The organism is Bacillus sp. FSL R9-9492, assembly GCF_038007365.1.
GTDB lineage: Bacteria > Bacillota > Bacilli > Bacillales > Bacillaceae_G > Bacillus_A > Bacillus_A mycoides.
On sequence record NZ_JBBOXC010000001.1, the window covers coordinates 1,697,924 to 1,721,440 of the forward strand.

The window sequence follows — 23,517 nt, forward strand, 5'->3', positions numbered from 1 at the left end:
GTGAAAAAACTATATAATAGAAAAAGGTAACGTTATAATAGGAAGGGGCTATGAAAACGGGTGGATAAGCAGCAGTACGACACGATTAAATTGCAGATTAATCAAGAGAAAGAACATATCTTGAAAGAAGTGTACGAACTAACAGCTGAAAAAAGAAAAATAGAACAAAAAAAAGAATATGATCTATATGTTGTGAAATCACGCAATAAGGTTGTACAAACGGGACAACGTATTATGGCTGGTATGCTTTCATCACATACATTTTCACCTGAAAGAATAGAAGAATGGAATCGAAAAATTAAAAAAACAGAAGGTTTTATTCAAAAAAATGAAAGCTTTTTAGAGCAAATAAAAGAAAAAGAACGTGTCATTGATGAAATGTATGAAGAAGATTGTAAGAAGCTTGCGAAAGTAAAAGAAAAGCTGGAAGAAAAAATGCTTCTTGATTTAAAAATGTGTATGAACGGATGAGGTGGATGTAGTGATACAGTTTGTATTACCGGTGCAGCAAAGTTTACCTCCGCAAAAAGAAAAAGGGCTAGAAGTACAATCGAAAAATGAAAATTCTTCATTCGATAATACAATGAGAATTGAAAATAAAAAACAGCCGAAAACGGAGAAAACGAAACGAGAAGAAGCACCAGAAGAAGAGAAGAAAGAATATATTCTCGCAAAAAAAACGGTAACGAAAGAAGAGCCGATTGTAAAGAAAGAAGAAAAGAAAGAGACAGAACAGTTATTGTTAGCTGTATCTGAGCAGATGGTTGCAATTGAGCAATTGCGTGTGCAGCCAGAATTGTTATATCAATACATACAAAAATTACAGGCGTTATATAAAGAATACGGAAATATTAAACTGAACGAATTGCCCGCAGCTGAATTACAGCAATTACAAGAGCTTCTTTCAAACATGAATATTAAAAATGCCATATGTTTAGAAGATACAATGCAAATGACGTTAGACAAGGTCACTATGCCAGAGCAGATGTTGCAAGTATTAAAAGTCGTAGAATCAGAAACTTGTAATATTGCAAAGAAACAAGAAGAATTTAAAGACTTAGATGTAGATCTTCCGAAATCAGAGAGTGATGATGTAAAGATAGACTTGCCAGAAGTTGATACATTAAACGATTCGAGTTCTGCGGGTGTGGAGTTATTAAATAAAGCGACCAGTACCGATCAAATAGGAAAATCAAATGGTGGCGCTGAGAAGGTTTCATTGCCTGACTTAGGAAAGAAAATGGAAGCGCAAGTAGAAGCGCTACAAAAATTTGTAGTGAAACAAGAACGCGTTTTATTCCAGCTAAATCCAGAAAAACTTGGTACATTAACTGTGTTTATGAAAAAACATGGAGACCAAATTGATGTTCATGTAGAAATGGAAAAACACGATGCGAAAAAACGTGTTGAAATCATTTTTGATGAATTGAAACTAAAGTTAAAAGAAAAAGAAATCAATATTCAAATTAGCTATTCAGATAAAGATGAAAATCGTAAAGAACAGCGAGAACAAGAGCAAAGGCAAAAACAAAAATTAGCAAATACGAAACATGAGAAACAACAATCAAAAGAATTTGCGGGATTATTGGAGGAATAAAGCGTGCCAACAGTTGGATTAAATACAACGAGTACAAGTCATATTCCGTTACAAGCAGGAGCGCAAAAAAGTAATGTACCTGTTAACGGTGTACAATCGCCAGTTCAACAAGCAAATGGAGTTTCAGCAGGAGAGCAAAAGACTCCTGGTGTAATGGGGAAAGATGATTTTTTAAAATTATTTTTATCAAGTTTCCAGCACCAAGATCCATTTAATGCGATGGATATGAATCAAATGATGAATCAGACAGCGCAGTTATCTCTTATGGAACAAGTACAGAATATGACAAAAGCAGTTGACTCTTTAAGAACGACGATGCATTCGACAGCGCTTGATGGTGGAATGAAGTTTTTAGGGAAGTATGTAAGAGGTGTTGACGGTGACGGTAAAAAAGTAACTGGTCAAGTAGAGACAGTTCGCCTTGCAGAAAATAACGAAGTACAGCTCGTTATTGATAATAAAGTAGTGTCTCTTCGTTTCGTTGAAAGAGTGTCTGATAAACCGATTGGAGAAACGAATCCAGAAGATGCAAAGAAAGACGATCAAAAAGTAACTGAAGAAGTAAAAACTACAAATTCATAAGGAGTGTACATACGTTATGATTAAAGCGTTATATACAAGTATTACAGGGATGAATGCAACACAAAATGCATTAAGTGTAACTTCAAATAATATTGCCAATGCACAAACAGTTGGTTATAAAAAACAAAAAGCAATGTTTGATGATTTACTGTATAACAATTCAATTGGTTCAAAAGGCGACGATAAATACGCAGGGACTAACCCGAAAAGTATCGGTAACGGTGTGAAAATGAGCGGAACAGTTACGGATTATAGCGATGGTACAATTACGCTAACTGGTGGTAAAACACAAGCAGCAATGGAAGGTAATGGTTTCTTCGTGGTTGGCGATTCAAAAGGCGGCAACACGGAATTTACGCGTAAAGGTACATTTGGAATATCTTCAGATTACTATATTACGAATACAGAAGGGCAATATGTATTTGCATATCCTGCAAATGCAGCAACTGGTGAAGTTGATTTATCTGGTATTCCAGGACCGTTGCAAATTCCAATGGGATCAGCAATCGGTGGTATTCGAACGTCAAAAGGAGTCGTTGGAGGGAATATTCCAGCCGATGCAAAACAGATTACGCAAGAATTGCCTGCATACGATGATGCCGGTAATACATGGACAATGCGTGTAGAATTTACACAAACTAGTGAACATAATTATAAATATACAGTACATATGCGTAACGACTCGAAAAAAGAAACAGAGTTTAAAGAGGTTCAAGGCGCAGGCGGTGATGTAACATTCGATGCGGTAGGAAAGCCAAATCAGCAAAACCCTGGAGCGTCTATTCCATTTAATGGCGGAACAGTAAATTTAGATTTTAGTAAATTAACAAATCATCCGACAGAGAAAACATTAGCAGTAACAGACGTAGATGGTAGAGCAGCAGCGACTGTTAAAGATTGCTTTATTGCTGACGGTGGATATGTGATGGTAAAATATTCTGATGGAAGTATGAAAGCTGCGGGTCAATTAGCTGTTGCGATGTTCCCGAATGAAGGCGGCTTAATGAAAAATGGTAATGGTAACTACACAGCGACAAATACAACTGGTATTTTAGCAATGGGTGTATCTGGTCAAAATGGTGCAGGAAAAGTACGCGGTAGTGCACAAGAAGGTGCAAACGTAGATTTATCTGTAGAATTCGTTGATTTAATGTTATACCAACGCGGATTCCAAGGAAATGCGAAAGTAATCAAAATTTCAGATGAAGTATTAAATGAAGTTGTGAACTTAATTCGATAATAAATCGTAAAGAAAAATTGTAACGTAGTAGGAAGGGTTTTATATTCGTATGACAAGACAAGAGCGAATTTTACAATTGCCTTTTTTCGAAAATAAACGTGAGCTTGCTGAGCAAATGTTAAAAATAGAACGAGAAGAGCATGTATATTTACCAGATCAATTTGAAATCAAACAAGTGCCTCCATATTCGTTTGGTGAAAAACAAGCAATCATTGGCCGTATACACGAGTTTTACTTCGTAAGTATTGGTAGTAGTGGTGTTTGGAAGTATCAACTGTTTAAAGATGAGATGAAGTGCCGTGAGTTTTTCGTTATGTTGCCGGATATTACGGATCAGCAGCTTGCTTTTTGGTTCAATAACATTGAGTTGTTGAAAGGGGCTTAAAAGCTTTCTTTTAGGTTTTGAGAGAGGGCCCAGCGATGTTTAGTAGCGGTCAGTGCATATGGAGTGTCCGCATGTTGTAATACCAGAGATATGGAGTGGTTCTAGGTTAGTTGAAGAGGCTGGGAGCCATGAATGAGATTGGTAGGCTCACCGGATTGTAGTAGCGACAGTGCTTATGAGTCGCTCGCATGTTGTAGAGATATGGAGTAGTTCTAAGGTAGTTGGAGAGGCTGTAATCCAAGTGTTTAGGTGGTGCCTCTTCACTTTTTGGAGAGAGGATTTCTCTGATTCTAGGAGCAATGATTTGAAATAGAGTTAGATTAATTTAAGATAGTTGTGCTATATTGTACAATTAGACTAAGTTTATATAAAAGGAGAGGTGAGGAGGATGGCGCAGAATAAGTATCGCGTTACATTCATTTCGCCAAGTGAGATTGAGCAACGTACTGTAATGGCGGCGAGTAGTTTACCTAATTTAATACGTCAAGTAGAGAGTATTATTGCAGATCCGAACGGTTATTTTGTAAATGATAAAAAAAATAATTGCTATTTTAAAGTTATTAAAGAAAATGTTACGTATATTCAATATGAGTTACTATTTTCTGATAAGGAAATTCACATTGAAAAGTTAAAACATATAGCACCGGCGGTATTGAAACAAGTATTTAAAAAAATAAACGATCCGGAGTTATATGCACTTGCGCTACTTGATGTTGATATAGCAACGAAAGAATACGTGCTAGAAGAAATGAATCCGGAGCTAAGAATAAGAGTGGAAACGGAACTTTCGAAAAAATGGGAAGCAATGCCGACAGAAATTGTAGGGGCACAAGAGGTGTTATTAGAGGCACTTGCTTCGTTTATACAAGATTAAGCTTTACCAGTGTTTTTATTATTTTAAAACGGCAAGGCTCACGCAACTATCTATATTTTTCATATAGGTAGTTGACTTTTGGATGTTATTAAAGCTTAATAATTAAATATACGGAATTAATGAAAGGGGAGCGACACCTTTATGTCACAAGCACAAAGTATTTTATTAGAAAGTGGAACAAACGAATTAGAAATCGTAACTTATACTGTGGGTGAAAATTTATTTAGTATCAATGTAATGAAAGTGCGTGAAATTATTAATCCATTCCCTGTTACAACTGTGCCGGAATCTCATCATGCAGTTGAAGGTGTTGTTCAAGTACGTGGTGAAATTTTACCTGTTATTAACTTAGCAACGGCTCTTAATTTAAAATCTATAAAACCACTTGATCAAACGAAATTTATCATTTCAGAATTAAACCAAATGAAAGTTATTTTCCGTGTTGATGAAGTGCATCGTATTCAACGTATTTCATGGGAACAAATTGATGAACCAGCTTCATTATCTATGGGACTAGAAGAAACGACATCTGGTATTGTAAAACTAGATGGGAAAATCATTTTACTATTAGATTATGAAAAAATTGTATGTGAAATTAGCGGTACTGGCTATGACAATAAATCACTTGCAGGATTAGAGCAAAAAACAGATCGAGCTGAAAAAGTTATTTATATTGCAGAAGATTCAGCGATGCTTCGTCAAATACTAGAAGAAACATTATCATCAGCTGGATATACGAAAATGAACTTCTTCAGCAATGGTGCAGAAGCGTTAGCTCAAATTGAAAAATTAGCAAAAGAGCAAGGTGAAAAAATGTATGAACATATTCACCTGCTTATTACAGATATTGAAATGCCGAAAATGGATGGACACCATTTAACGAAAGTAATTAAAGATAGTGAAGTAATGAATCAATTACCAGTCATTATTTTCTCTTCATTAATTACGAATGAGTTGTTCCATAAAGGTGAGGCGGTTGGAGCGAATGCTCAAGTGAGTAAGCCTGATATTCAAGAGTTAATTGGTTTAGTTGATAAGTTAGTGTTGTAAAAAAGTTTTGAAAAGCTCTTTTTTAGTTGGGAGAGAGGCTCCAGCCAAGAGAGGAAGCGGTTAGTACTTAAAAGTACCCTGTGCGTAGTAAGAACAGAGATATGAAGTGGGTTTTAGATAAGTTAAAGAAGAGGGAGGCCGAGTTGTTGATGAACAGGCTTACATTCTTTTCTTATTAGCTAAAATTGAGGAACTAGCCATTGTAGTAGTACTGGTTAGTTCCTTTTTAGTATCCCATGTTCTATAAAGGCAGAAAAATTGAACGTTTCTAATGTAGTCGCGGCTGTGTATATTCATAGTTTCTTTCGTCTTTTTAGTTGTTTTTATATTTGGAAATATAGATAGGTTTAATTGTTTTTTCTCATCTTTACTACTTGAAAATATAAGAGATAATGTCACTGGATTGTAGAGTAAGATTTCGTGGTGGCGCAAACTTTTTCGGTGAAAATATATTAGGAATACCATATAATATAATTAAGTAGAATTTTTCTGATATAATATTTTGCTTAGCAATTTTTTATTTTTTAATATTTGTTAAAAATCATTTTTTATTTCGATACTTTTTATACCTTTTTATATGTTAATTATTTGACAGATAATTTCGAAATGTTATAATATGGATATGTAAAAATTTCTATTTTCTTAAAGGGCATGGGAGTCATATGAGAATTGTGAAAGGATGAGGGGGAGTGACACAGATTATGTATCACCACACAGCAATCAATGTATTAAGTCTTTTACAAAACATGTCAAATAATAAAACGAACGATATGAAATTAGAGGCGGAATTTAAAAAAATAGAGAAACAATTCCAAGTCAGGTATGAAGAGCTAATCGATTTATATAATAGAATGGTATTATTTCAAATAGATATAGAAAAAAATGGCGGTATGCGAGTATATGAAAAATCAGCGATTACTTGGTTGAAGTCTGAACTAGAACTATTGTATGAAGTGTATCAATTTTGTCAACGTCATGGCTTAAACATCGCAAATATTTCAAAATATGTTAGTAAAAATGAAATGAATCTTTTTCCGAAAACGGAAAGCCAATTACAAAATACGTATTATAAATTAAAAAAACAAGAGATGCCGTTTGAAAATATTGAAAAACAAAAGCCGGGGCGAAAACGTAAGTATACACCTGTAAAAGAGACAATTGTTGAGACAAAACAAGAAAGCAAGCAGGAAGTAAATGAAGACGTTCGAAATGAAGAAGATGAAAAAAGCCTCGTAACAGTTATGTCTGGCATCGTGGATAACTTTGAAACAATTAGTCAATGTAGTGAAAAGAGAGAACACGAATTGCATCAGTTCATGGAGGGAATCTATAAGCTTTCTAGCATGGCGGCAGAGCGTTCGAAGGATGAGAAGAACGCACGTGGTCTTGAAGGCGAATTACATTCATTACGAGCTGAAAATGAAAGATTAACACGAGAGAAGGCAGAGCTCGTTCATGATATTAAAGAAATGACGCATCATTTAATTCATTTCATTACGAGCTCGGATATCGATCAAATTCGTACATTGCCTTACTTCGTAAAAGAATGCAAACAAGATCTACATAAGCTAGGGTTATATAACGCTCAAGACGGAAAAATGAAAATTATGGTTGACCGTAGTGGACAAGTTATGACCGTAACACAATAAAAAAATGGGTACAAAATAAAAGGGAGATACATAGTGTATATGTATTTCCCTTTTGTTTTGTATGGAATCATTTCGGGCAGAGGAAAAGTTATAATTAATTTTAGTAAATCAAAAATTTGTACAAAAGGAAGGAGCTAGGTCTTACTTTGTAGTATTGTGATCCGAAAAATACTGGGAATATGCGTATTGTCACTGTGAAAGGCTTAATACATAATGATTTTAAAGATAAACCGACTCTTCCTCAATATTTAACTGATTTAATTGAGGTGAATAAGTTGTATAATCGTACAGTTGTTATTACATTTCATCAACAAACTTTTAACGAATTCCTCGAAAGAATTCTCCTTCCTCAAGCGCGTGAAGGGCGTAGCCCAGCGGTAGGTGGGAGATGAATTTCGGTGTGGCGTAGCCAAAAGGCTTTGCTTTTTATTTTGCCTCTGATATAATCAGTCTTATAAAGTACAAAGGTTGGTATATCGATGAAATTAGACAGCAATAATCATTCAGTGTTCTTGTTGTATTATCATCTTGTGTTGGTCGTAAAATACAGAAGAAATGTGTTTGATGATGATATGTCAGATTATGCAAAAGACATGTTTATCAGGTTATCCGAGAATTACAACATAACACTGGTAGAGTGGAATCATGATGTAGACCATGTTCATATTTTGTTCAAGGCACATCCGAATACAGAAATGAAAAAATTCATCAATGCTTATAAGAGTGCAAGTTCTCGACTAATCAAGAGAGACTTTCCACAAGTGAAAACGAAACTTTGGAAAGAGATGTTTTGGTCAAGAAGTTTTTGCTTACTAACTACTGGTGGTTCGCCAATAGATGTAGTAAAGAAATATATTGAAAATCAAGATGAAAAGTGAGGTGAAATGATATGACAAAGCATAATAAAGCATATAAATTCCGTTTGTATCCAACAGAAGAACAAGCATATCTTATGCGTAAAACCTTCGGTTGTGTACGTTTCGTGTATAATAGAATGTTAGCTGAACGAAAAGAAGCGTACGAAAAATACAAAGATGATAAGGAACAACTAAGGAAACAAAAGCCTCCAACTCCCGCGAAATATAAAGCAGAATTTGAGTGGTTAAAAGAAGTTGACTCATTAGCTCTGGCAAATGCTCAACTACACTTGCAAACTGCCTATAAGAATTTCTTTAGTGGTCAAAATGACTTCCCAACATTCAAAAGTAAAAAAGACAGAAAGTCTTATACAACGAATGTAGTAAACGGAAATATTATGTTGCTTAATGGTCATATCAAATTGCCAAAACTGAAAATGGTACGTATCAAACAGCATAGAGAGATACCACAAGATTATATGATCAAGTCATGTACGATTTCTATGACACCTACTGGTAAATACTATGTGTCCATCTTGACTGAATACGAAAAAGAGATTGTACAAAAAGAAGTAGAAACAGTTGTTGGATTAGACTTTGCGATGGATGGATTATATGTTAGTTCTGAGGGTGAGAAAGCCAATTATCCTAAGTTCTATCGTAAAATGTTAGACCGATTAGCAAAGGCACAACGAGTATTAGCAAGACGCAATAAAGGTTCTGAGCGTTGGAATAAACAACGTATTCGTGTAGCTAAGTTACATGAGAAAGTAGCTAACCAACGTAAGAATTTCCTTCATCATGAGTCTAAAGAGTTGGCTACTCATTTTGATCTTGTAGCTATTGAAGACCTAAACATGAAAGGAATGTCGCAAGCACTTCATTTTGGAAAAAGTGTCGCTGACAATAGTTGGGGAATGTTCACTTCTTTTTTAGCTTATAAACTATACGAACAAGGAAAACAACTTATGAAAATAGACAAATGGTTTCCTTCCACAAAAACATGTAGCGGTTGTGGAAATGTAAAAAATATGTCATTGTCTGAACGAGTATATTCTTGTATATGCGGTGTAAATCTCGATAGAGATTATAACGCAGCTATCAATATCAAAAATGAAGCAATACGTCTATTAGTGTTAGCGTAAATAGCAATAAAATAACCTTTGGAACAAGGGAGTTAGCTCGGCTGTCTTAGGACGAATTCGTTAGCTATCAAAAGTAACGACTAACCGAGAAGCCCCCACTTCAAACAGTCCGTTAGGACGTTAAGTGGCGGGTAGTTCACTACGGAGAATTGAAGAGTAAAGTAGGATTCCAAAGCATAGCCAAAAAGGTTGCTGTTATAAGTTATTTGCCTACCAAAATAATCAATATTTGTTTAAAATATAAGATTATTATTTTATTATACCGAGTAATTATTCACATTATATAATAATTACTTACTACATAATTAACATGGTTATCTTACAAAAATGTAAGGTTTTTTTAATTGACACTCGTACATATAAGTAACTATACTGGTTACACGACGTTGGTTAATATATTTAATAGTCTCTATCTATAAGTGTATGTCTCGGGATTCTTTTCGGAATAATAGTTCGATTTGTATTTATTGTCTTTAATATAAGGATAATGCGGATTTAATCTATTCTTTATTCTAGGTCGTATTATTTAAAGATTAACTATAAATGATATATTTACCAAGTTGTAATAATTTTTTAGAGGTGTTACATTTTGAAATACAAATTAATTGCTACAGGAATTCTTGCTGGAAGTCTACTATCCTATTCATCTAGTGCATTTGCAAATACTCATAAATTCCCAGATATTCCTGCATGGGCTGACAAATCCGTTAATTATTTAGTTGATAAAAAAGTATTGAGTGGTTATCCAGATGGAACTTTTGGTTCAAGCGATACATTAGATAGAGCTTCTGCGGCAACAATTATGACAAAGGCCCTTGGTATACATATTGACTTAAATGCAAAACCATCTTTTACAGATTCACAAAACCACTGGGGAACGCCATACATTGCCGCAGCTGAAAAAGCAGGAATAATTAAAGGTGAAGGAAATGGAATATTTAATCCTTCTTGAAAAGTTACTCGTGCTGCTATGGCTACCATGCTAGTGAATGCATATAAACTACAAAATATAAGCACTAGTAATGGACAAAGTAAATTTGAAGATTTAAAAGGGCATTGGGGTGAAAAATTCGCCAATATTTTAATTGATTTAAAAATTTCAGTTGGTACAGATAACGGTTGGCAACCAAATAAATTCATAACACGTGCAGAAGCCGCACAACTTACTGCCAAAACAGATACCCTTCAATCCAGTCCGAAAAATCCTTTAGAAAATAAAACAATCATTATTGATCCTGGACATGGTGGCGAAGATCCTGGAAAAGCCACAAAGGGATTGCCTGAAAGTAAAATTGTATTAGACACTTCTTTACGCCTACAACAATTGCTTGAAAAACATACACCATTTACAGTTTTATTAACTCGTGAATCTGATACTAGACCTGGACATGATCAAAAAAGTTCTTTACAGGAACGTGTTAAATTTGCTAAGCAAAATCAGGGGGATATCTTTATAAGTATTCATGCAAATGCTTTTAATGGTAATGCAAAAGGGACAGAAACATACTACTATAAATCTTCTGAATCCGAAAAAACAAATCCTCATGTGGAAGAAAGTCATGTGTTAGCGGAAAAAATCCAAGCACGTTTAGTAGAGGCCCTTCAAACACGTGATAGAGGCGTTAAACATGGAGATCTTCATGTTATAAGAGAAAACGGCATGCCAGCTGTGTTAACGGAACTGGCTTTTATAGATAATGGTATCGATTACAGTAAACTATCTACGGCAAACGGTAGACAGATTGCAGCAGAAGCCATTTATGAAGGGATTTTAGATTATTATGAATGGAAAGGAAATAATGTATCTGAATATAGGTTGAAATAAGTAAAAGGGAATTTAGTAATTCTAGGAATAAGTAATTTATAAATTGCTAAAGTATAATTTTGTTATTTGTAATGTGTTTTAGTTTTATAGTGTATACTGGCGCCGACTTATTAAGGATTATAAATAAGTCGGTGTTTAAGTTGGCGTATTTAATGAATACTATAGAAGTTATGAAGAAAAAAAGATAAATAGATAGGGGCATACACCTACATTCATTATTTTTACGTGAAATTTTAATTTAAAAATAGTTAAGTTATATGATTCAGATGGGCAGTATACAATGAGTTCAAAGAAAACATTCTTTGAACTCATTAGCTATTAAATAAACTTGCTACATAAATAGTTCGTATAACAATAATTGATAGTGTTAAGGACATAGCTGTTCATATTTTTTTGTAATTCCTATTATGGAATTTTTAAATATCTGCAGGTGTAATATAAGGGTGCTTTATTTTGAAAGAAATCTTTTGAAATGGTCATAATATGAATAATAATTAGATACAAATTTTAAAAAATGATGAAAGACTTAAGAAGGTGAATATATTGCTTAAACATTCACATTTGCAATTTATCTTATTAACAATAGCTCTAATATTCTATATAAGCTTTTGTTTTATATTTTTATTTGTTTTTCCGAATCATTATTTTGTATCAGATTTTAATATCCGACTATCATCCTTAGTTGTTGAAACTACTGTATTTATCTCATTACTTTATTCTATATTATCCGGAAAAATTAAGTTAGGAGTATTCTGGGTTTGCATTACTATTGCAATAGGGTGTTTCTTGATCGGGAATTTTATATCCGCTTTTCAAGTACTTAATGTAGAATTGCCGATACAAAATTTTAATATCTCTGATGTGTTTTTGTTGTTTTTCTTATTCTTCTTTCTCTTTGCATTCTTTTATAAAATCATTATGGAATGTAACAAGTGGGAAAAAGCGTATTTAATTTGTGATTTATGTATTGTTGTTACTGCCATTTTTACATTAGAGTGGTACCTGTTTAATAAACCTTCTGCAAATATCTTATTCTTATCAATTGGAGATGTTTTTCTCTCATTTATTTTTCCGATTATAGATTTATTACTTCTTTTATTAGGAGTTAGTCTAATCTTTCGACCAGCTATTTTTAATGCGAAAAGTAAATTATTTATTTTTATTCTCGTATTAACTGGATTGGCTATTACGGACTACTTGTATTTTTACTTACAAGATGATTTGTCAGATCGTTCACTTATATTATTAAGGTGTTTGTATAGAGTTTTCCTTTTATTTATCGCTATTGCTGCTTCGATCTCAAAGAATGCATCTTCTAGAAGGAATTATTTCATTATCGATCCCACATTTGGGAAGAAACTTCTTGTTATATTTCCTTATCTTGCAGTTGCGGTATTAATTGGCTTTACTTTAAAAGAGCAAACTTCCTCGGCTACACTTATTACTGGGAATTGTATTGCATTTGTATTTGTGCTGATTCGTCATACTATCGTACGAATGCAAAACAGCGATTTAACCGAAATGTTAAAAGTGTTTAATAATCAATTAGAACAAAAAGTATCTCAAAGAACAGAAGATTTAATAAACAAATCCAATGACTTGGTCAAAAATCAAGAGAGATTTAAGTCATTATATGAGTATCATCCAGATCCTATTTTAACGATTAATTCAAATGGTACTGTGTTAAATATAAACCAGGCTGGAAGTATGTTATTAGGAAAAAACAGTGATGAATTAATAGGTAAAGAGTGCTTCTCGATTTTTTTAGACGAAGATAGATCTGAATTGGAAGCAGCTCTACAGGAAGGGAAACGATGCAGTTCGGCTTCGTTACAATTACGTGTGAAAAATAATAATGAGAAGGACATTCATTTTTGGTACGTCACCATTGTTCCTATTATGATAGAAGGACAAACTTTTGGGAGTTATGTAATGGTAAAAGACATTACGAGAATGAAGAAACAACAAGATGAGATAAACTATCTAGCATTCCATGATACAGTGACGGAGATTGGAAATCGAATATTCTTCCAAAAAGAATTAGAAAAATCCATTGAGCGTGCACGAAAAACGCAGGGTGAATTTGGACTCTTGTATATAGATTTAAATCGTTTTAAAACCATTAACGATACACTTGGACATTCAATTGGTGACAGTGTTTTAAAAGAAGTTGCTAAACGTTTTAGGACATGTCTGTCACCGGCTATTCCTCTAGCGAGAATAGGGGGAGATGAGTTTGCGATCATAGTCCATAACCACACAGAGCAACAGCTATTGGAGTTGTGTGAAACTCTATTTCGTATAACTGAAGAACCATTTGTAGTTAATCAACATAGTTTTTATTTATCTCTTAGTATAGGAATAGCGGTGTATCCGTTTGGAGGAATAAATACTACTACACTTTTACAACATGCTGATATTGCTATGTATAGTGCAAAGGAAAAAGGTAATAATGCTGTTTGCATGTATGATGAGACATTATCAAAAAAAATAACAAGACGATTACGATTAGAACAGGATTTACCGAAGGCATTAGAAAATAATGAGTTGTTTTTATTATATCAACCACAAGTTGACAGTAAGACTGGTATGGTTATTGGTGCAGAGGCTTTAATTCGTTGGCAACATCCAGAACTGGGACTTATTTCTCCTTTTGAATTTATACCTATCGCGGAAGAAACGTCGCAAATTATTCCAATTGGGAAATGGACGTTACAGGAAGCGTGTCGACAACTGAAAAAGTGGCATTCTGCAGGCTATGCAAATCTAAAAATGGGGATAAATTTATCAGCTATAGAGTTTGAACAGAAAGATTTTGTTCAAGCAATCATATCTACCATAGAAGAAGTAGGGGTACCTGCTAATTCGATTGATTTAGAATTAACAGAGAGAATAGCAATGGTAGATGAAAAAGAAACCTTATCGAAGTTAAAAGTATTAAAATCATATGGTGTACATTTATCAATTGACGATTTTGGTACAGGGTATTCTTCATTAGCATATCTCCCTTTGTATCCAATTGATACCTTAAAAATTCCAAGAGAATTTGTTAATAGGATCGGAAATTCTACTGATGGAAATGAAATTATTCATACCATTATTTCACTAGCGCATACTTTAAACATGAAAGTGATCGCAGAAGGGGTGGAAACGAAGGAACAATTAACAGTGTTACAACGTAATGCATGTTATCTAATTCAGGGCTATTACTACAGTAAACCTGTAAGTGAAGATGAATTCATCAAGTTTTTAAGCACAATGTCGCGTCACCTTTTCTAAGAAAACCACAATCTAGATTTGTTTTTTGTTGAAATTATAACAAATAGAGGACAGCAAAGTAACTGTCAAAATGTTTTAGCATTTAATTTGGCTTAATAGGAAATTCTAATGAGCAAAGACCTTATCTGATTTTAGTTTTAGAAAGGAGAGAAGCGGATGGATTCAATATGGCTAGAGTATGCTTGGGCATTATTAATTTTAATCGGATTAGAAGGATTGTTATCGGCTGACAATGCCCTTGTACTAGCAGTTATAGCCAAGCATTTACCCGAAGAAGAGAAAAAAAGAGCTATAAATTACGGAATTATTATGGCCTTTGTTTTTCGATTTGCAGCCCTGTTTGCGATTTCATTTATTGCAAATGTTTGGCAAATACAGGCGATAGGAGCAGCTTATCTTCTTTACTTAGGATTAAAGCATGTCATTCAGGCGCAATTCGGAAAAAACAATCAAAATATTCACAAGGAAGATGAAAAGGAAGCAGCAGGAAAAAGCTACTGGTTCACAGTAGGAAAGATTGCATTAGCTGACCTTGCTTTTGCGATTGATTCAATATTAGCCGCAGTTGCTCTTGCTCTGGGGCTTCCGGATTCTCCGCTTGACGATTTCGGAGGTATGGATGGAGGACAGTTCATTGTTGTACTTCTTGGAGGGATAGCTGGACTTATTTTAATTAAATTTGCGGCAACTTGGTTTGTACAATTACTGGAGAAACGTCCAGCACTGGAAACAACAGCATATGCAATTGTTGCCTGGGTCGGCGTCAAACTTGCTGTAATTACACTTGCCCATGAGGATATAGGTATTTTAGATCATGATTTTCCACACAGTACAACTTGGACTTTAATCTTCTACGGAGTATTAGTTGCCATCGCACTAATTGGTTGGTTTGCACCGGGAAGTAAGTCATCTCAGAATAATCCTAAAATGTAATACAAAGGTCAGAGCATTATGTGCTTTGTCCTTTGTAATGATAATTATATTGTGTATTTTTCGATTTAACGCTATAATTACAGTGTTAAAGATGGAATCGTGATATGACCTGTTATGAATCTATCATTTTATTTATGAATAAATGGATTGGTATTTTAGCAAGATGTGCTAATAAACTACTCCACCATGATGATAACGTGCCAAAAATGTGGTGCGTATATTTTCGTGGTGGAGTTTTTTTATTCTCAAAAAGGGGGAGTAACCATGAACGACAGCATGGTTCATATTACAATTAACGGCAAAGAGTATAATGCTGAGCCTGGTTCAACTATACTGGGCATTATTAATGAGAACGGAATTGAACATCCACAAATTTGTTATGTGCCGGAAGTGGATCCTATTCAAACGTGTGATACTTGTATTGTAGAAGTGAACGGAAAGCTTGTGCGATCCTGTTCTACTGTAGTGACGAGCGGTATGAATATTGAGCTGTCCTCTACTAGTGCGAAGGCAGCACAACATGAGGCGATGGACCGTTTACTAGAAAATCATTTACTTTACTGTACGGTTTGTGACAACAATAACGGGAATTGTAAACTGCATAATACGGCAGAATTAATGGAAATTGAGCATCAAAAATATCCTTATGAGCCAAAAGTTGATGCAAGCGAAGTTGATATGTCTCATCCATTTTATCGCTATGATCCGAATCAATGTATCGCGTGCGGTCAATGTGTAGAGGTGTGTCAAAACTTACAAGTTAATGAAACGTTATCTATTGATTGGGAGGCAGAGCGCCCACGTGTTATTTGGGATGAAGGAGTAGATATTAACGATTCTTCATGTGTAAGCTGCGGTCAATGTGTAACGATTTGTCCTTGTAATGCTTTAATGGAGAAATCGATGCTTGGTGAAGCTGGATTTATGACTGGGCTGAAGCCGGATATTCTTGAACCTATGGTCGATCTTATTAAAGAGGTTGAACCTGGATATAGCGGTATTTTCGCTGTGTCAGAAGTAGAAGCTGCGATGCGTGACACTCGTACGAAGAAGACGAAAACAGTATGTACGTTTTGTGGTGTAGGTTGTTCATTTGAAGTATGGACGAAAGGGCGCAAAATTTTAAAGGTGCAACCAACTTCTGAGGCACCAGTTAATGCAATTTCTACTTGTGTAAAAGGAAAATTCGGTTGGGATTTCGTTAATTCTGAAAAACGACTTACGAAACCTTTAATTCGTAAAAATGGAGTGTTCGTTGAATCGACTTGGGAAGAAGCGCTTCATGTAGTGGCGAATAAATTGGGCTCTATTAAAGAAGAGTACGGTAAAGGCTCTATCGGCTTTATTTCTTCTTCTAAAATTACGAATGAAGATAATTATGTTATTCAAAAATTAGCGCGTCAAGTGTTCGAAACGAATAACATTGATAACTGCTCACGTTATTGTCAATCACCAGCGACAGATGGATTGTTCCGTACAATTGGTATGGGCGGAGATGCAGGGACGATTAAAGATATCGCACAATCGGGTCTTGTTATTATCGTCGGTTGTAATCCAACAGAAGGTCACCCAGTATTAGCAACTCGTGTGAAACGTGCGCATAAACTTCACGGTCAAAAACTAATTGTTGCAGATCTTCGTAAAACTGAAATGGCAGAGCGTTCGGATATCTTTATTAGTCCAAAGCAAGGAACAGACCAAGTATGGTTAATGGCTGTTACGAAATATATGATTGATCAAGGTTGGCACGATCAGCAGTTCATCGATGAGAATGTAAACTTCTTTGATGATTTCAAAGATAGTCTCGCGGAATATACGCTTGAATATGCAGAAGAGATTACAGGCATTTCAAAAGAAACGCTCGTTAAAATGGCAGAAATGATTCGTGATGCAGACGGTACGTGTATTCTTTGGGGAATGGGCGTAACGCAAAATACAGGTGGTTCAGATACTTCCGCTGCCATTTCAAACTTACTTCTTGCAACAGGAAATTATCGCCGTTCAGGTGCTGGTGCATATCCGCTTCGAGGTCATAATAACGTACAAGGTGCTTGTGATATGGGAACACTTCCAGGCTGGCTTCCAGGATATCAGCACGTTACTGACGATGTAGAGCGTGCGAAATTTGAAATAGCTTACGGAGTAAAAATTGATAACAAACCAGGTCTTAATAACATTGAAATGCTTCACGCAATTGATGAAGGAAAAATGAAAGCTATGTATCTTGTTGGAGAAGATATGGCTCTTGTAGACTCGAACGCAAATCACGTACATGAAGTGTTATCAAGCCTTGAATTCTTTGTCGTTCAAGATGTGTTCCTTTCTAAAACGGCTCAATACGCTGATGTAGTATTACCAGCAGCGCCATCTCTTGAGAAAGAAGGTACTTTTACAAATACAGAGCGTCGTGTACAAAGATTATATCAAGTGCTTCCAACGCTAGGAGATGCGAAACCAGACTGGTGGATCGTGCAGGCAATTGCTAATAAGTTAGGCGCAAAATGGAGCTATAATCACCCAAGTGAAATCTTTGCGGAAATGGCAAGCTTATCACCACTATTTGCACACGCAAACTATGAAGTGCTTGAAGGGTGGAACAGTTTCCACTGGGGAAGTTTTGATGGTACGAATACGCCGCTTCTATTCAAAGATGGATTTAACTTCCCGGACAAAAAGGCTCGTTTTGCGATAGCTGATTGGGTACGTCCTGCTGCATTCCCAGCAGAATACGATCTTCACATTAATAACGGCCGTATGCTTGAACATTTCCATGAAGGGAACATGACAAATAAATCAACTGGTATTCAATCGAAAGTACCAGGTGTTTTCGTCGAAGTTTCCCCAGAACTTGCAAGGGAACGTGGAGTGAAAACGGGATCGTTAGTACGCCTTGTTTCTCCATTCGGAGCACTTAAATTACGTGCACTTGTAACGGATCGTGTAAAAGCGAATGAACTGTATTTACCGATGAACTCGACGGATAAAGAATCGGCAATTAATTTCTTAACAGGCCCTGCCGTTGACTTGCGTACAAACACGCCGGCATATAAGCAAACGAAAGTACGTATGGAAGTGTTAGAAGTTGATGGCGAAAATCCGATGCCAAAAACGAACCCGCGTAATAAAAAGCGTCATCCTCAAAACGGTATTGAGGTAAATCGTAAGTGGGCTCGTCCAGGATACGTACATTTAACGGATAACTAAGGGGGAGAAAAGAATATGGCAGCACCTATTCAAGCGATCCAGAAACAGGAGCTAACTGAGGAAGAACTTAAACAACAAAAACTTGAAGCTTTAAAAGAACTGCTAGCTAATAATGAAGATGCTTTAAATCAAATGTTTAATATAGTAGGTGAATTAAATGACATTGGGATGCTGGAAGCAGCAAATTCTATGCTGAAAGCGAAAGAACCAATCGCAAAAATCGTTCTAGGCCAAGTCACTCGTGAACCAGTTACAAATTTAATTAATAATATGATGGGCGCTGCAGGAGCTTTAACAGAACTTGATCCGGAACTTACGAAAAAGCTTATAGGTAGCGTATTGACAGGTATGGATGAAGGAAACCAGCATTTGCAAAGCAATAAAAAAGTAGGAATATTAGACCTTATGAAAGTACTGAAGGATCCAGATATTAATCGTGCTATCGGATTTGGTCTTCATTTCTTAAAAGGTATGGGTAAAGGGTTAAAAGAAGAATAGATAAGCAACAATAATAGTATTTCATATGTTGTTTTGCGTACTTGAGATAATTGTAAAAGATGATCCATTTCGTCTCATTATTAAATAGTTTAGACGAAATGGTCATTTTGTTAAAATAGTTGTGATGGAATAACTAGGAAGGAATGAGAGTATGTCAAAAATGGTACATGAATTTAATGATATGATCCGAAAGCTTCGAAAAGAGTTGTTCGGGAAAGGGCCGGAAAGAATTCATACTGTATTTACCGAGAACATGGCTATTGCAACACTTTATGGGAATTTAACACCTACTGAGAAATTTATTTCGGGAACTACGGATGGGGCGGAAATGGTTCATATGGCTCGAACGAAAATGATTCAAGAAGTGTATGTGGCTAATCCTCATGAACATTTAGAAGAACTTGTTGGTGCGAAGTTAGTTCATCTGTTTTCTGATATGAAAGTAGATGAGGATATTGCAGTTTCCGTGTTTGTTTTTGATAAAAATATAACGTGAGAGAAGGATGCTCATCGTGAAATCGATTCAGGTGGAACGGAAAATTTTTAAATATGAGCAAGGGGAATTTAAACATATAGAGGACAGCATTGTAACAGAGTTTCCTGTTACAGTTAAAATTAACGGCCAGGAATTTGTTACAATGGTTAGTACTCCAGAGTATATTGAAGATATGGTAATTGGCTTTTTAGCCTCTGAAGGCATTATCCGAAAGTATGAAGATATTGATGAAATATGGATGCAAGAAAAAGAAGGCTATGTACATGTAAAAACGACGAAAATCAATCCTTTTTATCGTGACATACAAAACAAACGTTATATTACTTCGTGCTGTGGAATGAGTAGACAAGGGTTTGTTTTTGCGAACGATGCGCTGACTGCGAAAGAAATGAATGATATTCGCGTAAAGATCTCTGCCGAGGATTGTTTTCGGTTAATGAATGATATGCAGCAATCTGCGTCTACGTTTCAACATACAGGCGGCGTTCATAATGCAGCTTTATGTAATGTGAGTGGAATTGTTTTAAGCCGCATGGATATAGGAAGACATAACGCTTTAGATAAAATTTACGGCTATTGTTTAAAAAATAACATTTCAATTGGTGATAAAATTATTGTTTTTAGTGGACGTATCTCTTCTGAAATTCTATTAAAAGTTGCGAAAATTGGCTGTGAAGTAATATTGTCAAAATCAGCTCCAACTGAGTTAGCATTAGAACTAGCGGAGCAGTTAGGGATTACTACAATAGGCTTCATTCGTAATAAATCTTTAAATGTATATACGCATCCAGAGCGGATTATAAATATAAAATAAGTAGAAACGAGGCAATAATCATGAAATCTGTTACATTAGACAAATTAGATCGTCCTTTAAAGGATTTACGTATTTCTGTTACTGATCGCTGTAATTTTCGCTGTCGATATTGTATGCCAGAAGAAATATTTGGTCGTGATTATTCTTTTTTGTCTAATGATAAAATTTTATCTTTTGATGAAATTGAAAGGATTACACGTATTTTCGTTTCTTTAGGTGTAAGAAAGTTACGTATTACCGGAGGAGAGCCTTTACTTCGAAAAGACTTACCTGAACTCATACAGCGGTTAAACGAAATTGATGGAGTAGAGGATATTGGTTTAACGACAAATGGATCATTACTTAAAAAGTTTGCTCCAGATTTATATAAGGCGGGTTTATCTCGTGTAACAGTTAGTTTAGACTCGTTAAATGAAGAACGTTTCTCTTATTTAAATGGGAATAGAAGTAAAGTAAAAACGGTTCTTGCAGGAATACAGGCTGCGGCGGAAGCCGGAATGAAAATTAAAATGAACATGGTTGTTCAAAAAGGGAAAAATGAACAAGACATCGTTCAGATGGCAGAGTACTTTAAAGAGAAAAAGCATATCCTTCGGTTCATTGAATATATGGATGTCGGAAATTTTAACGGCTGGGAATTAGGCGAAGTAGTTTCTAAGCAAGAAATAGTAGAGATGATTCATAAAGTGATGCCGCTTGAAAAAATGGAAGCGAATTATCCTGGTGAAGTTGCGACACGTTATCGTTATATCGGTAGTGATGAAGAAATAGGAATTATTTCATCTGTAACAGATTCGTTCTGCTCATCATGTACGAGAGCACGTATTTCCGCAGAAGGAAAATTGTATACATGTTTGTTTGCTTCTAAAGGAAACAATCTTAAAGAATTACTTCGCTTTGGATATACGGATGAGGAAATTACTGATATTATTCGTGACATTTGGAATAATCGTTCAGACCGTTATTCAGATGAACGATTAAGCAATACGAATAAAAAAGCAATGCCGAAAATTGAAATGTCGCATATCGGTGGCTGAGAAACTACTATGAATGTAGACTCTCTTTGTTAACGTAAATAATGGGAAATGTGCAAGTTTTGTACACCTTCTATGAGTATAGTAAAAATGATGATTGATATTTCTGTAAGAGATATGCAGAGAGATTAAGCAGCATTCAAAAATCCTTACGATGATAAGGGTTTTTGGTGCTGCTTTTTTTAGATGAGAAAAATGGAGGAATTGGTTATGGCATTTCATAAACCGGAACAAATTGCTGCGCTTGTGATTGAATCCGGTGTTCAAAAGGTAAGGCAACCGCTATCCGCAATGCTTATTCTTGGTTTTTTAGGAGGAGCATTCATTTCGTTAGGATTTTTACTTAATATTCGTGTTCTAGGTAATGTACCGGAGCAGTGGGGAAGTTTAGTCAATTTTATAGGAGGAGCGGTTTTTCCTATAGGACTTATGCTCGTTGTTTTAGCAGGAGGAGAATTAATTACGGGAAACATGATGTCGATGGCCATGGCACTGTATGCACGGAAAATTTCATTGAAACATGTGTTAAACAATTGGACGTGGATCACTTTAACGAACTTCGCAGGTGCGCTTTTCGTAGCGTATTGTTTCGGTCATCTTGGCGGGTTAACTGAAGGTGCCTATTTAAATAAAACGATAGCGATAGCTCAAGATAAATTACATGAATCTTTCGGGAGAACATTAATTTTAGCGATTGGCTGTAACTGGCTCGTTTGCCTTGCAATTTGGTTAGCATACGGAACGAACGATTTAATCGGAAAGATTGTTGGGATTTGGATTCCGATTATGGCGTTTGTCGTAATTGGGTTTCAGCAAGTAGTAGCAAATATGTTTGTCATTTCAGCAGTTATTTTTGCTGGTCACCTTACGTGGATGGATCTTGCGAAAAACTTTGTGCCAGTCTTTATCGGAAATGTAATTGGCGGAGCTGGATTTGTTGGATTCGCTTATTTTTCTTGTTATCAGAAACAAAGTGCTACCGAAGAAGATGTAATGAAAAAATAACAGTATATGAAAGGAAGGCACCTCATGATAGAGCGGTATTCACGACAACAGTTGTTCACTCCTATTGGAAAAGAAGGGCAAGAGAAGCTTAGAAATAAGCATGTATTAATAGTAGGGGCAGGTGCATTAGGAAGTGCAAGTGCGGAGGCGTTAGTACGTGCAGGTATCGGGAAATTAACGATTATTGATCGCGATTACGTAGAATGGAGTAATTTACAGCGGCAACAACTTTACGCTGAACAAGATGCGATAGAAAAATTGCCAAAAGCAATTGCAGCGCAGAATCGTTTACAAAAAATTAATTCAGAAGTACAAATTCAGGCTCTTGTCATGGATGCAAGAGTAGATAATATGGAAGCTTTACTAGGTGGTGTCGATGTCATTATTGATGCAACAGATAATTTCGATATTCGGTTCGTGATTAATGATACATCACAAAAATACAATATCCCTTGGATTTACGGTTCTTGTGTCGGAAGTTATGGCATGAGCTATACAATTATTCCGAAGAAAACACCGTGCTTACATTGTGTACTGAAAAGTGTTCCTGTTACAGGGGCGACGTGTGACACAGTTGGAATTATTAGTCCAGCTGTTCAAATCGTTGCAGCGTACCAAGTGGCAGAAGCATTCAAAATTTTAGTAGAAGACTATGAAGCAGTTCGGAAAACTTTTTTAATGTTTGATATATGGAGTAATCAATATCATTCTATCAAACTAGGGAAAATCAAAACGGAAGACTGTCCTTCGTGCGGAACAAATAGAACTTATCCTTATTTATCATACGAAAATCAAACGAAGACAGCTGTTTTATGCGGAAGAAATACAGTTCAAATTAGACCGGCTCATAATAGACATTACAACTTTGATGAGTTAGAAAAAGTATTAAAGAACCACGGGAAAGTTGATTGGAATCCGTATTTGCTCTCTTGCCAATTAGAAGAGTATCGCATCGTCATTTTTCATGATGGTCGTGTATTTATTCATGGCACGAATGAAATTCAAAAAGCGAAACAACTATACTATCGGTTATTAGGATAATAGAGAGGG

Annotated in this window: 20 protein-coding genes and 2 pseudogenes; all 22 read left to right on the top strand. The window is 35.5% G+C overall.

Going from position 1 to position 23,517, the window contains the following annotated elements; translation table 11 throughout:
* The first annotated feature begins 60 nt into the window (after positions 1-60).
* The 22 genes and pseudogenes from MKY70_RS08675 (at position 61) to MKY70_RS08780 (ending at position 23,508) form a co-directional block, all read left to right on the top strand.
* On the top strand, positions 61-471 hold the full coding sequence (locus MKY70_RS08675) for a hypothetical protein (protein ID WP_002012036.1): 411 nt from the start codon (positions 61-63) through the stop codon (positions 469-471).
* 1 nt (position 472) lies between these two features.
* Positions 473-1,597, top strand: coding sequence for a flagellar hook-length control protein FliK (locus tag MKY70_RS08680; RefSeq protein ID WP_341023956.1), 1,125 nt, complete (start codon positions 473-475; stop codon positions 1,595-1,597).
* Between the two features lie 3 nt (positions 1,598-1,600).
* Positions 1,601-2,179 (top strand): flagellar hook assembly protein FlgD, encoded by a 579-nt coding sequence (locus tag MKY70_RS08685; protein ID WP_341023958.1) that lies wholly within the window; start codon positions 1,601-1,603, stop codon positions 2,177-2,179.
* A gap of 16 nt (positions 2,180-2,195) precedes the next feature.
* A complete protein-coding gene (locus MKY70_RS08690; protein WP_002126594.1) occupies positions 2,196-3,419 on the top strand; it encodes a flagellar hook protein FlgE in 1,224 nt (407 codons plus the stop codon).
* Between the two features lie 49 nt (positions 3,420-3,468).
* Positions 3,469-3,804: a DUF3964 family protein gene (locus MKY70_RS08695; protein WP_002030948.1), complete on the top strand. Its 336-nt coding sequence runs from the start codon at positions 3,469-3,471 to the stop codon at positions 3,802-3,804.
* A 388-nt stretch (positions 3,805-4,192) separates the two neighbouring features.
* Complete coding sequence (locus tag MKY70_RS08700) at positions 4,193-4,678, top strand: hypothetical protein (protein ID WP_002012030.1); 486 nt, start codon at positions 4,193-4,195, stop codon at positions 4,676-4,678.
* Positions 4,679-4,819: 141 nt separating this feature from the next.
* Positions 4,820-5,728, top strand: a complete 909-nt coding sequence (locus MKY70_RS08705; protein WP_002030950.1) for a chemotaxis protein — start codon at positions 4,820-4,822, stop codon at positions 5,726-5,728.
* 701 nt (positions 5,729-6,429) lie between these two features.
* Positions 6,430-7,377 carry a DNA-binding domain-containing protein gene (locus tag MKY70_RS08710; protein ID WP_341026366.1) on the top strand — a complete coding sequence of 316 codons (948 nt, stop codon included), beginning with the start codon at positions 6,430-6,432 and terminating at the stop codon, positions 7,375-7,377.
* A 94-nt stretch (positions 7,378-7,471) separates the two neighbouring features.
* Positions 7,472-7,703, top strand: a pseudogene (locus tag MKY70_RS30800) (Ger(x)C family spore germination protein); the annotation flags it as partial.
* A gap of 153 nt (positions 7,704-7,856) precedes the next feature.
* Entirely contained in the window at positions 7,857-8,255 is a 399-nt protein-coding gene (gene tnpA, locus MKY70_RS08720; protein ID WP_341023960.1) for an IS200/IS605 family transposase, read from the top strand.
* An 11-nt stretch (positions 8,256-8,266) separates the two neighbouring features.
* Complete coding sequence (locus tag MKY70_RS08725; RefSeq protein WP_341023961.1) at positions 8,267-9,379, top strand: RNA-guided endonuclease TnpB family protein; 1,113 nt, start codon at positions 8,267-8,269, stop codon at positions 9,377-9,379.
* A gap of 589 nt (positions 9,380-9,968) precedes the next feature.
* A pseudogene (locus MKY70_RS08730) lies at positions 9,969-11,204 on the top strand (N-acetylmuramoyl-L-alanine amidase).
* A gap of 543 nt (positions 11,205-11,747) precedes the next feature.
* Positions 11,748-14,483, top strand: coding sequence for a sensor domain-containing protein (locus MKY70_RS08735; RefSeq protein ID WP_341023963.1), 2,736 nt, complete (start codon positions 11,748-11,750; stop codon positions 14,481-14,483).
* A gap of 156 nt (positions 14,484-14,639) precedes the next feature.
* The gene (locus MKY70_RS08740; RefSeq protein ID WP_002086470.1) at positions 14,640-15,416 is read left to right on the top strand and encodes a TerC family protein; all 777 of its coding nucleotides are present in this window, start codon (positions 14,640-14,642) and stop codon (positions 15,414-15,416) included.
* Between the two features lie 104 nt (positions 15,417-15,520).
* Positions 15,521-15,712, top strand: coding sequence for a hypothetical protein (locus tag MKY70_RS08745; protein ID WP_002158491.1), 192 nt, complete (start codon positions 15,521-15,523; stop codon positions 15,710-15,712).
* Complete coding sequence (gene fdhF, locus MKY70_RS08750; protein ID WP_341023965.1) at positions 15,681-18,620, top strand: formate dehydrogenase subunit alpha; 2,940 nt, start codon at positions 15,681-15,683, stop codon at positions 18,618-18,620. Before MKY70_RS08745 ends, fdhF begins: the two co-directional genes overlap by 32 nt.
* 15 nt (positions 18,621-18,635) lie before the next feature.
* Entirely contained in the window at positions 18,636-19,118 is a 483-nt protein-coding gene (locus MKY70_RS08755; protein WP_002012016.1) for a DUF1641 domain-containing protein, read from the top strand.
* A 151-nt stretch (positions 19,119-19,269) separates the two neighbouring features.
* Entirely contained in the window at positions 19,270-19,614 is a 345-nt protein-coding gene (locus MKY70_RS08760) for a DUF2294 domain-containing protein (protein WP_002012015.1), read from the top strand.
* Positions 19,615-19,630: 16 nt separating this feature from the next.
* The gene (gene fdhD / locus MKY70_RS08765; protein WP_341023966.1) at positions 19,631-20,428 is read left to right on the top strand and encodes a formate dehydrogenase accessory sulfurtransferase FdhD; all 798 of its coding nucleotides are present in this window, start codon (positions 19,631-19,633) and stop codon (positions 20,426-20,428) included.
* Between the two features lie 20 nt (positions 20,429-20,448).
* The gene (moaA, locus tag MKY70_RS08770; protein WP_341023967.1) at positions 20,449-21,465 is read left to right on the top strand and encodes a GTP 3',8-cyclase MoaA; all 1,017 of its coding nucleotides are present in this window, start codon (positions 20,449-20,451) and stop codon (positions 21,463-21,465) included.
* Between the two features lie 207 nt (positions 21,466-21,672).
* Positions 21,673-22,467 carry a formate/nitrite transporter family protein gene (locus MKY70_RS08775; RefSeq protein WP_219301917.1) on the top strand — a complete coding sequence of 265 codons (795 nt, stop codon included), beginning with the start codon at positions 21,673-21,675 and terminating at the stop codon, positions 22,465-22,467.
* Positions 22,468-22,491: 24 nt separating this feature from the next.
* Entirely contained in the window at positions 22,492-23,508 is a 1,017-nt protein-coding gene (locus MKY70_RS08780; RefSeq protein ID WP_341023972.1) for a molybdopterin-synthase adenylyltransferase MoeB, read from the top strand.
* Positions 23,509-23,517: the final 9 nt, after the last annotated feature.

Coding starts and splice junctions, on each gene's coding strand:
- MKY70_RS08780 (WP_341023972.1), top strand. CDS start 22,492: ATGATAGAGCGGTATTCACGACAACAGTTGTTCACTCCTATTGGAAAA.
- moaA (WP_341023967.1), top strand. CDS start 20,449: ATGAAATCTGTTACATTAGACAAATTAGATCGTCCTTTAAAGGATTTA.
- MKY70_RS08760 (WP_002012015.1), top strand. CDS start 19,270: ATGTCAAAAATGGTACATGAATTTAATGATATGATCCGAAAGCTTCGA.
- MKY70_RS08725 (WP_341023961.1), top strand. CDS start 8,267: ATGACAAAGCATAATAAAGCATATAAATTCCGTTTGTATCCAACAGAA.
- tnpA (WP_341023960.1), top strand. CDS start 7,857: ATGAAATTAGACAGCAATAATCATTCAGTGTTCTTGTTGTATTATCAT.
- MKY70_RS08740 (WP_002086470.1), top strand. CDS start 14,640: ATGGATTCAATATGGCTAGAGTATGCTTGGGCATTATTAATTTTAATC.
- MKY70_RS08695 (WP_002030948.1), top strand. CDS start 3,469: ATGACAAGACAAGAGCGAATTTTACAATTGCCTTTTTTCGAAAATAAA.
- MKY70_RS08775 (WP_219301917.1), top strand. CDS start 21,673: ATGGCATTTCATAAACCGGAACAAATTGCTGCGCTTGTGATTGAATCC.
- MKY70_RS08690 (WP_002126594.1), top strand. CDS start 2,196: ATGATTAAAGCGTTATATACAAGTATTACAGGGATGAATGCAACACAA.
- MKY70_RS08710 (WP_341026366.1), top strand. CDS start 6,430: ATGTATCACCACACAGCAATCAATGTATTAAGTCTTTTACAAAACATG.
- MKY70_RS08700 (WP_002012030.1), top strand. CDS start 4,193: ATGGCGCAGAATAAGTATCGCGTTACATTCATTTCGCCAAGTGAGATT.
- MKY70_RS08745 (WP_002158491.1), top strand. CDS start 15,521: ATGACCTGTTATGAATCTATCATTTTATTTATGAATAAATGGATTGGT.
- fdhF (WP_341023965.1), top strand. CDS start 15,681: ATGAACGACAGCATGGTTCATATTACAATTAACGGCAAAGAGTATAAT.
- MKY70_RS08755 (WP_002012016.1), top strand. CDS start 18,636: ATGGCAGCACCTATTCAAGCGATCCAGAAACAGGAGCTAACTGAGGAA.
- MKY70_RS08705 (WP_002030950.1), top strand. CDS start 4,820: ATGTCACAAGCACAAAGTATTTTATTAGAAAGTGGAACAAACGAATTA.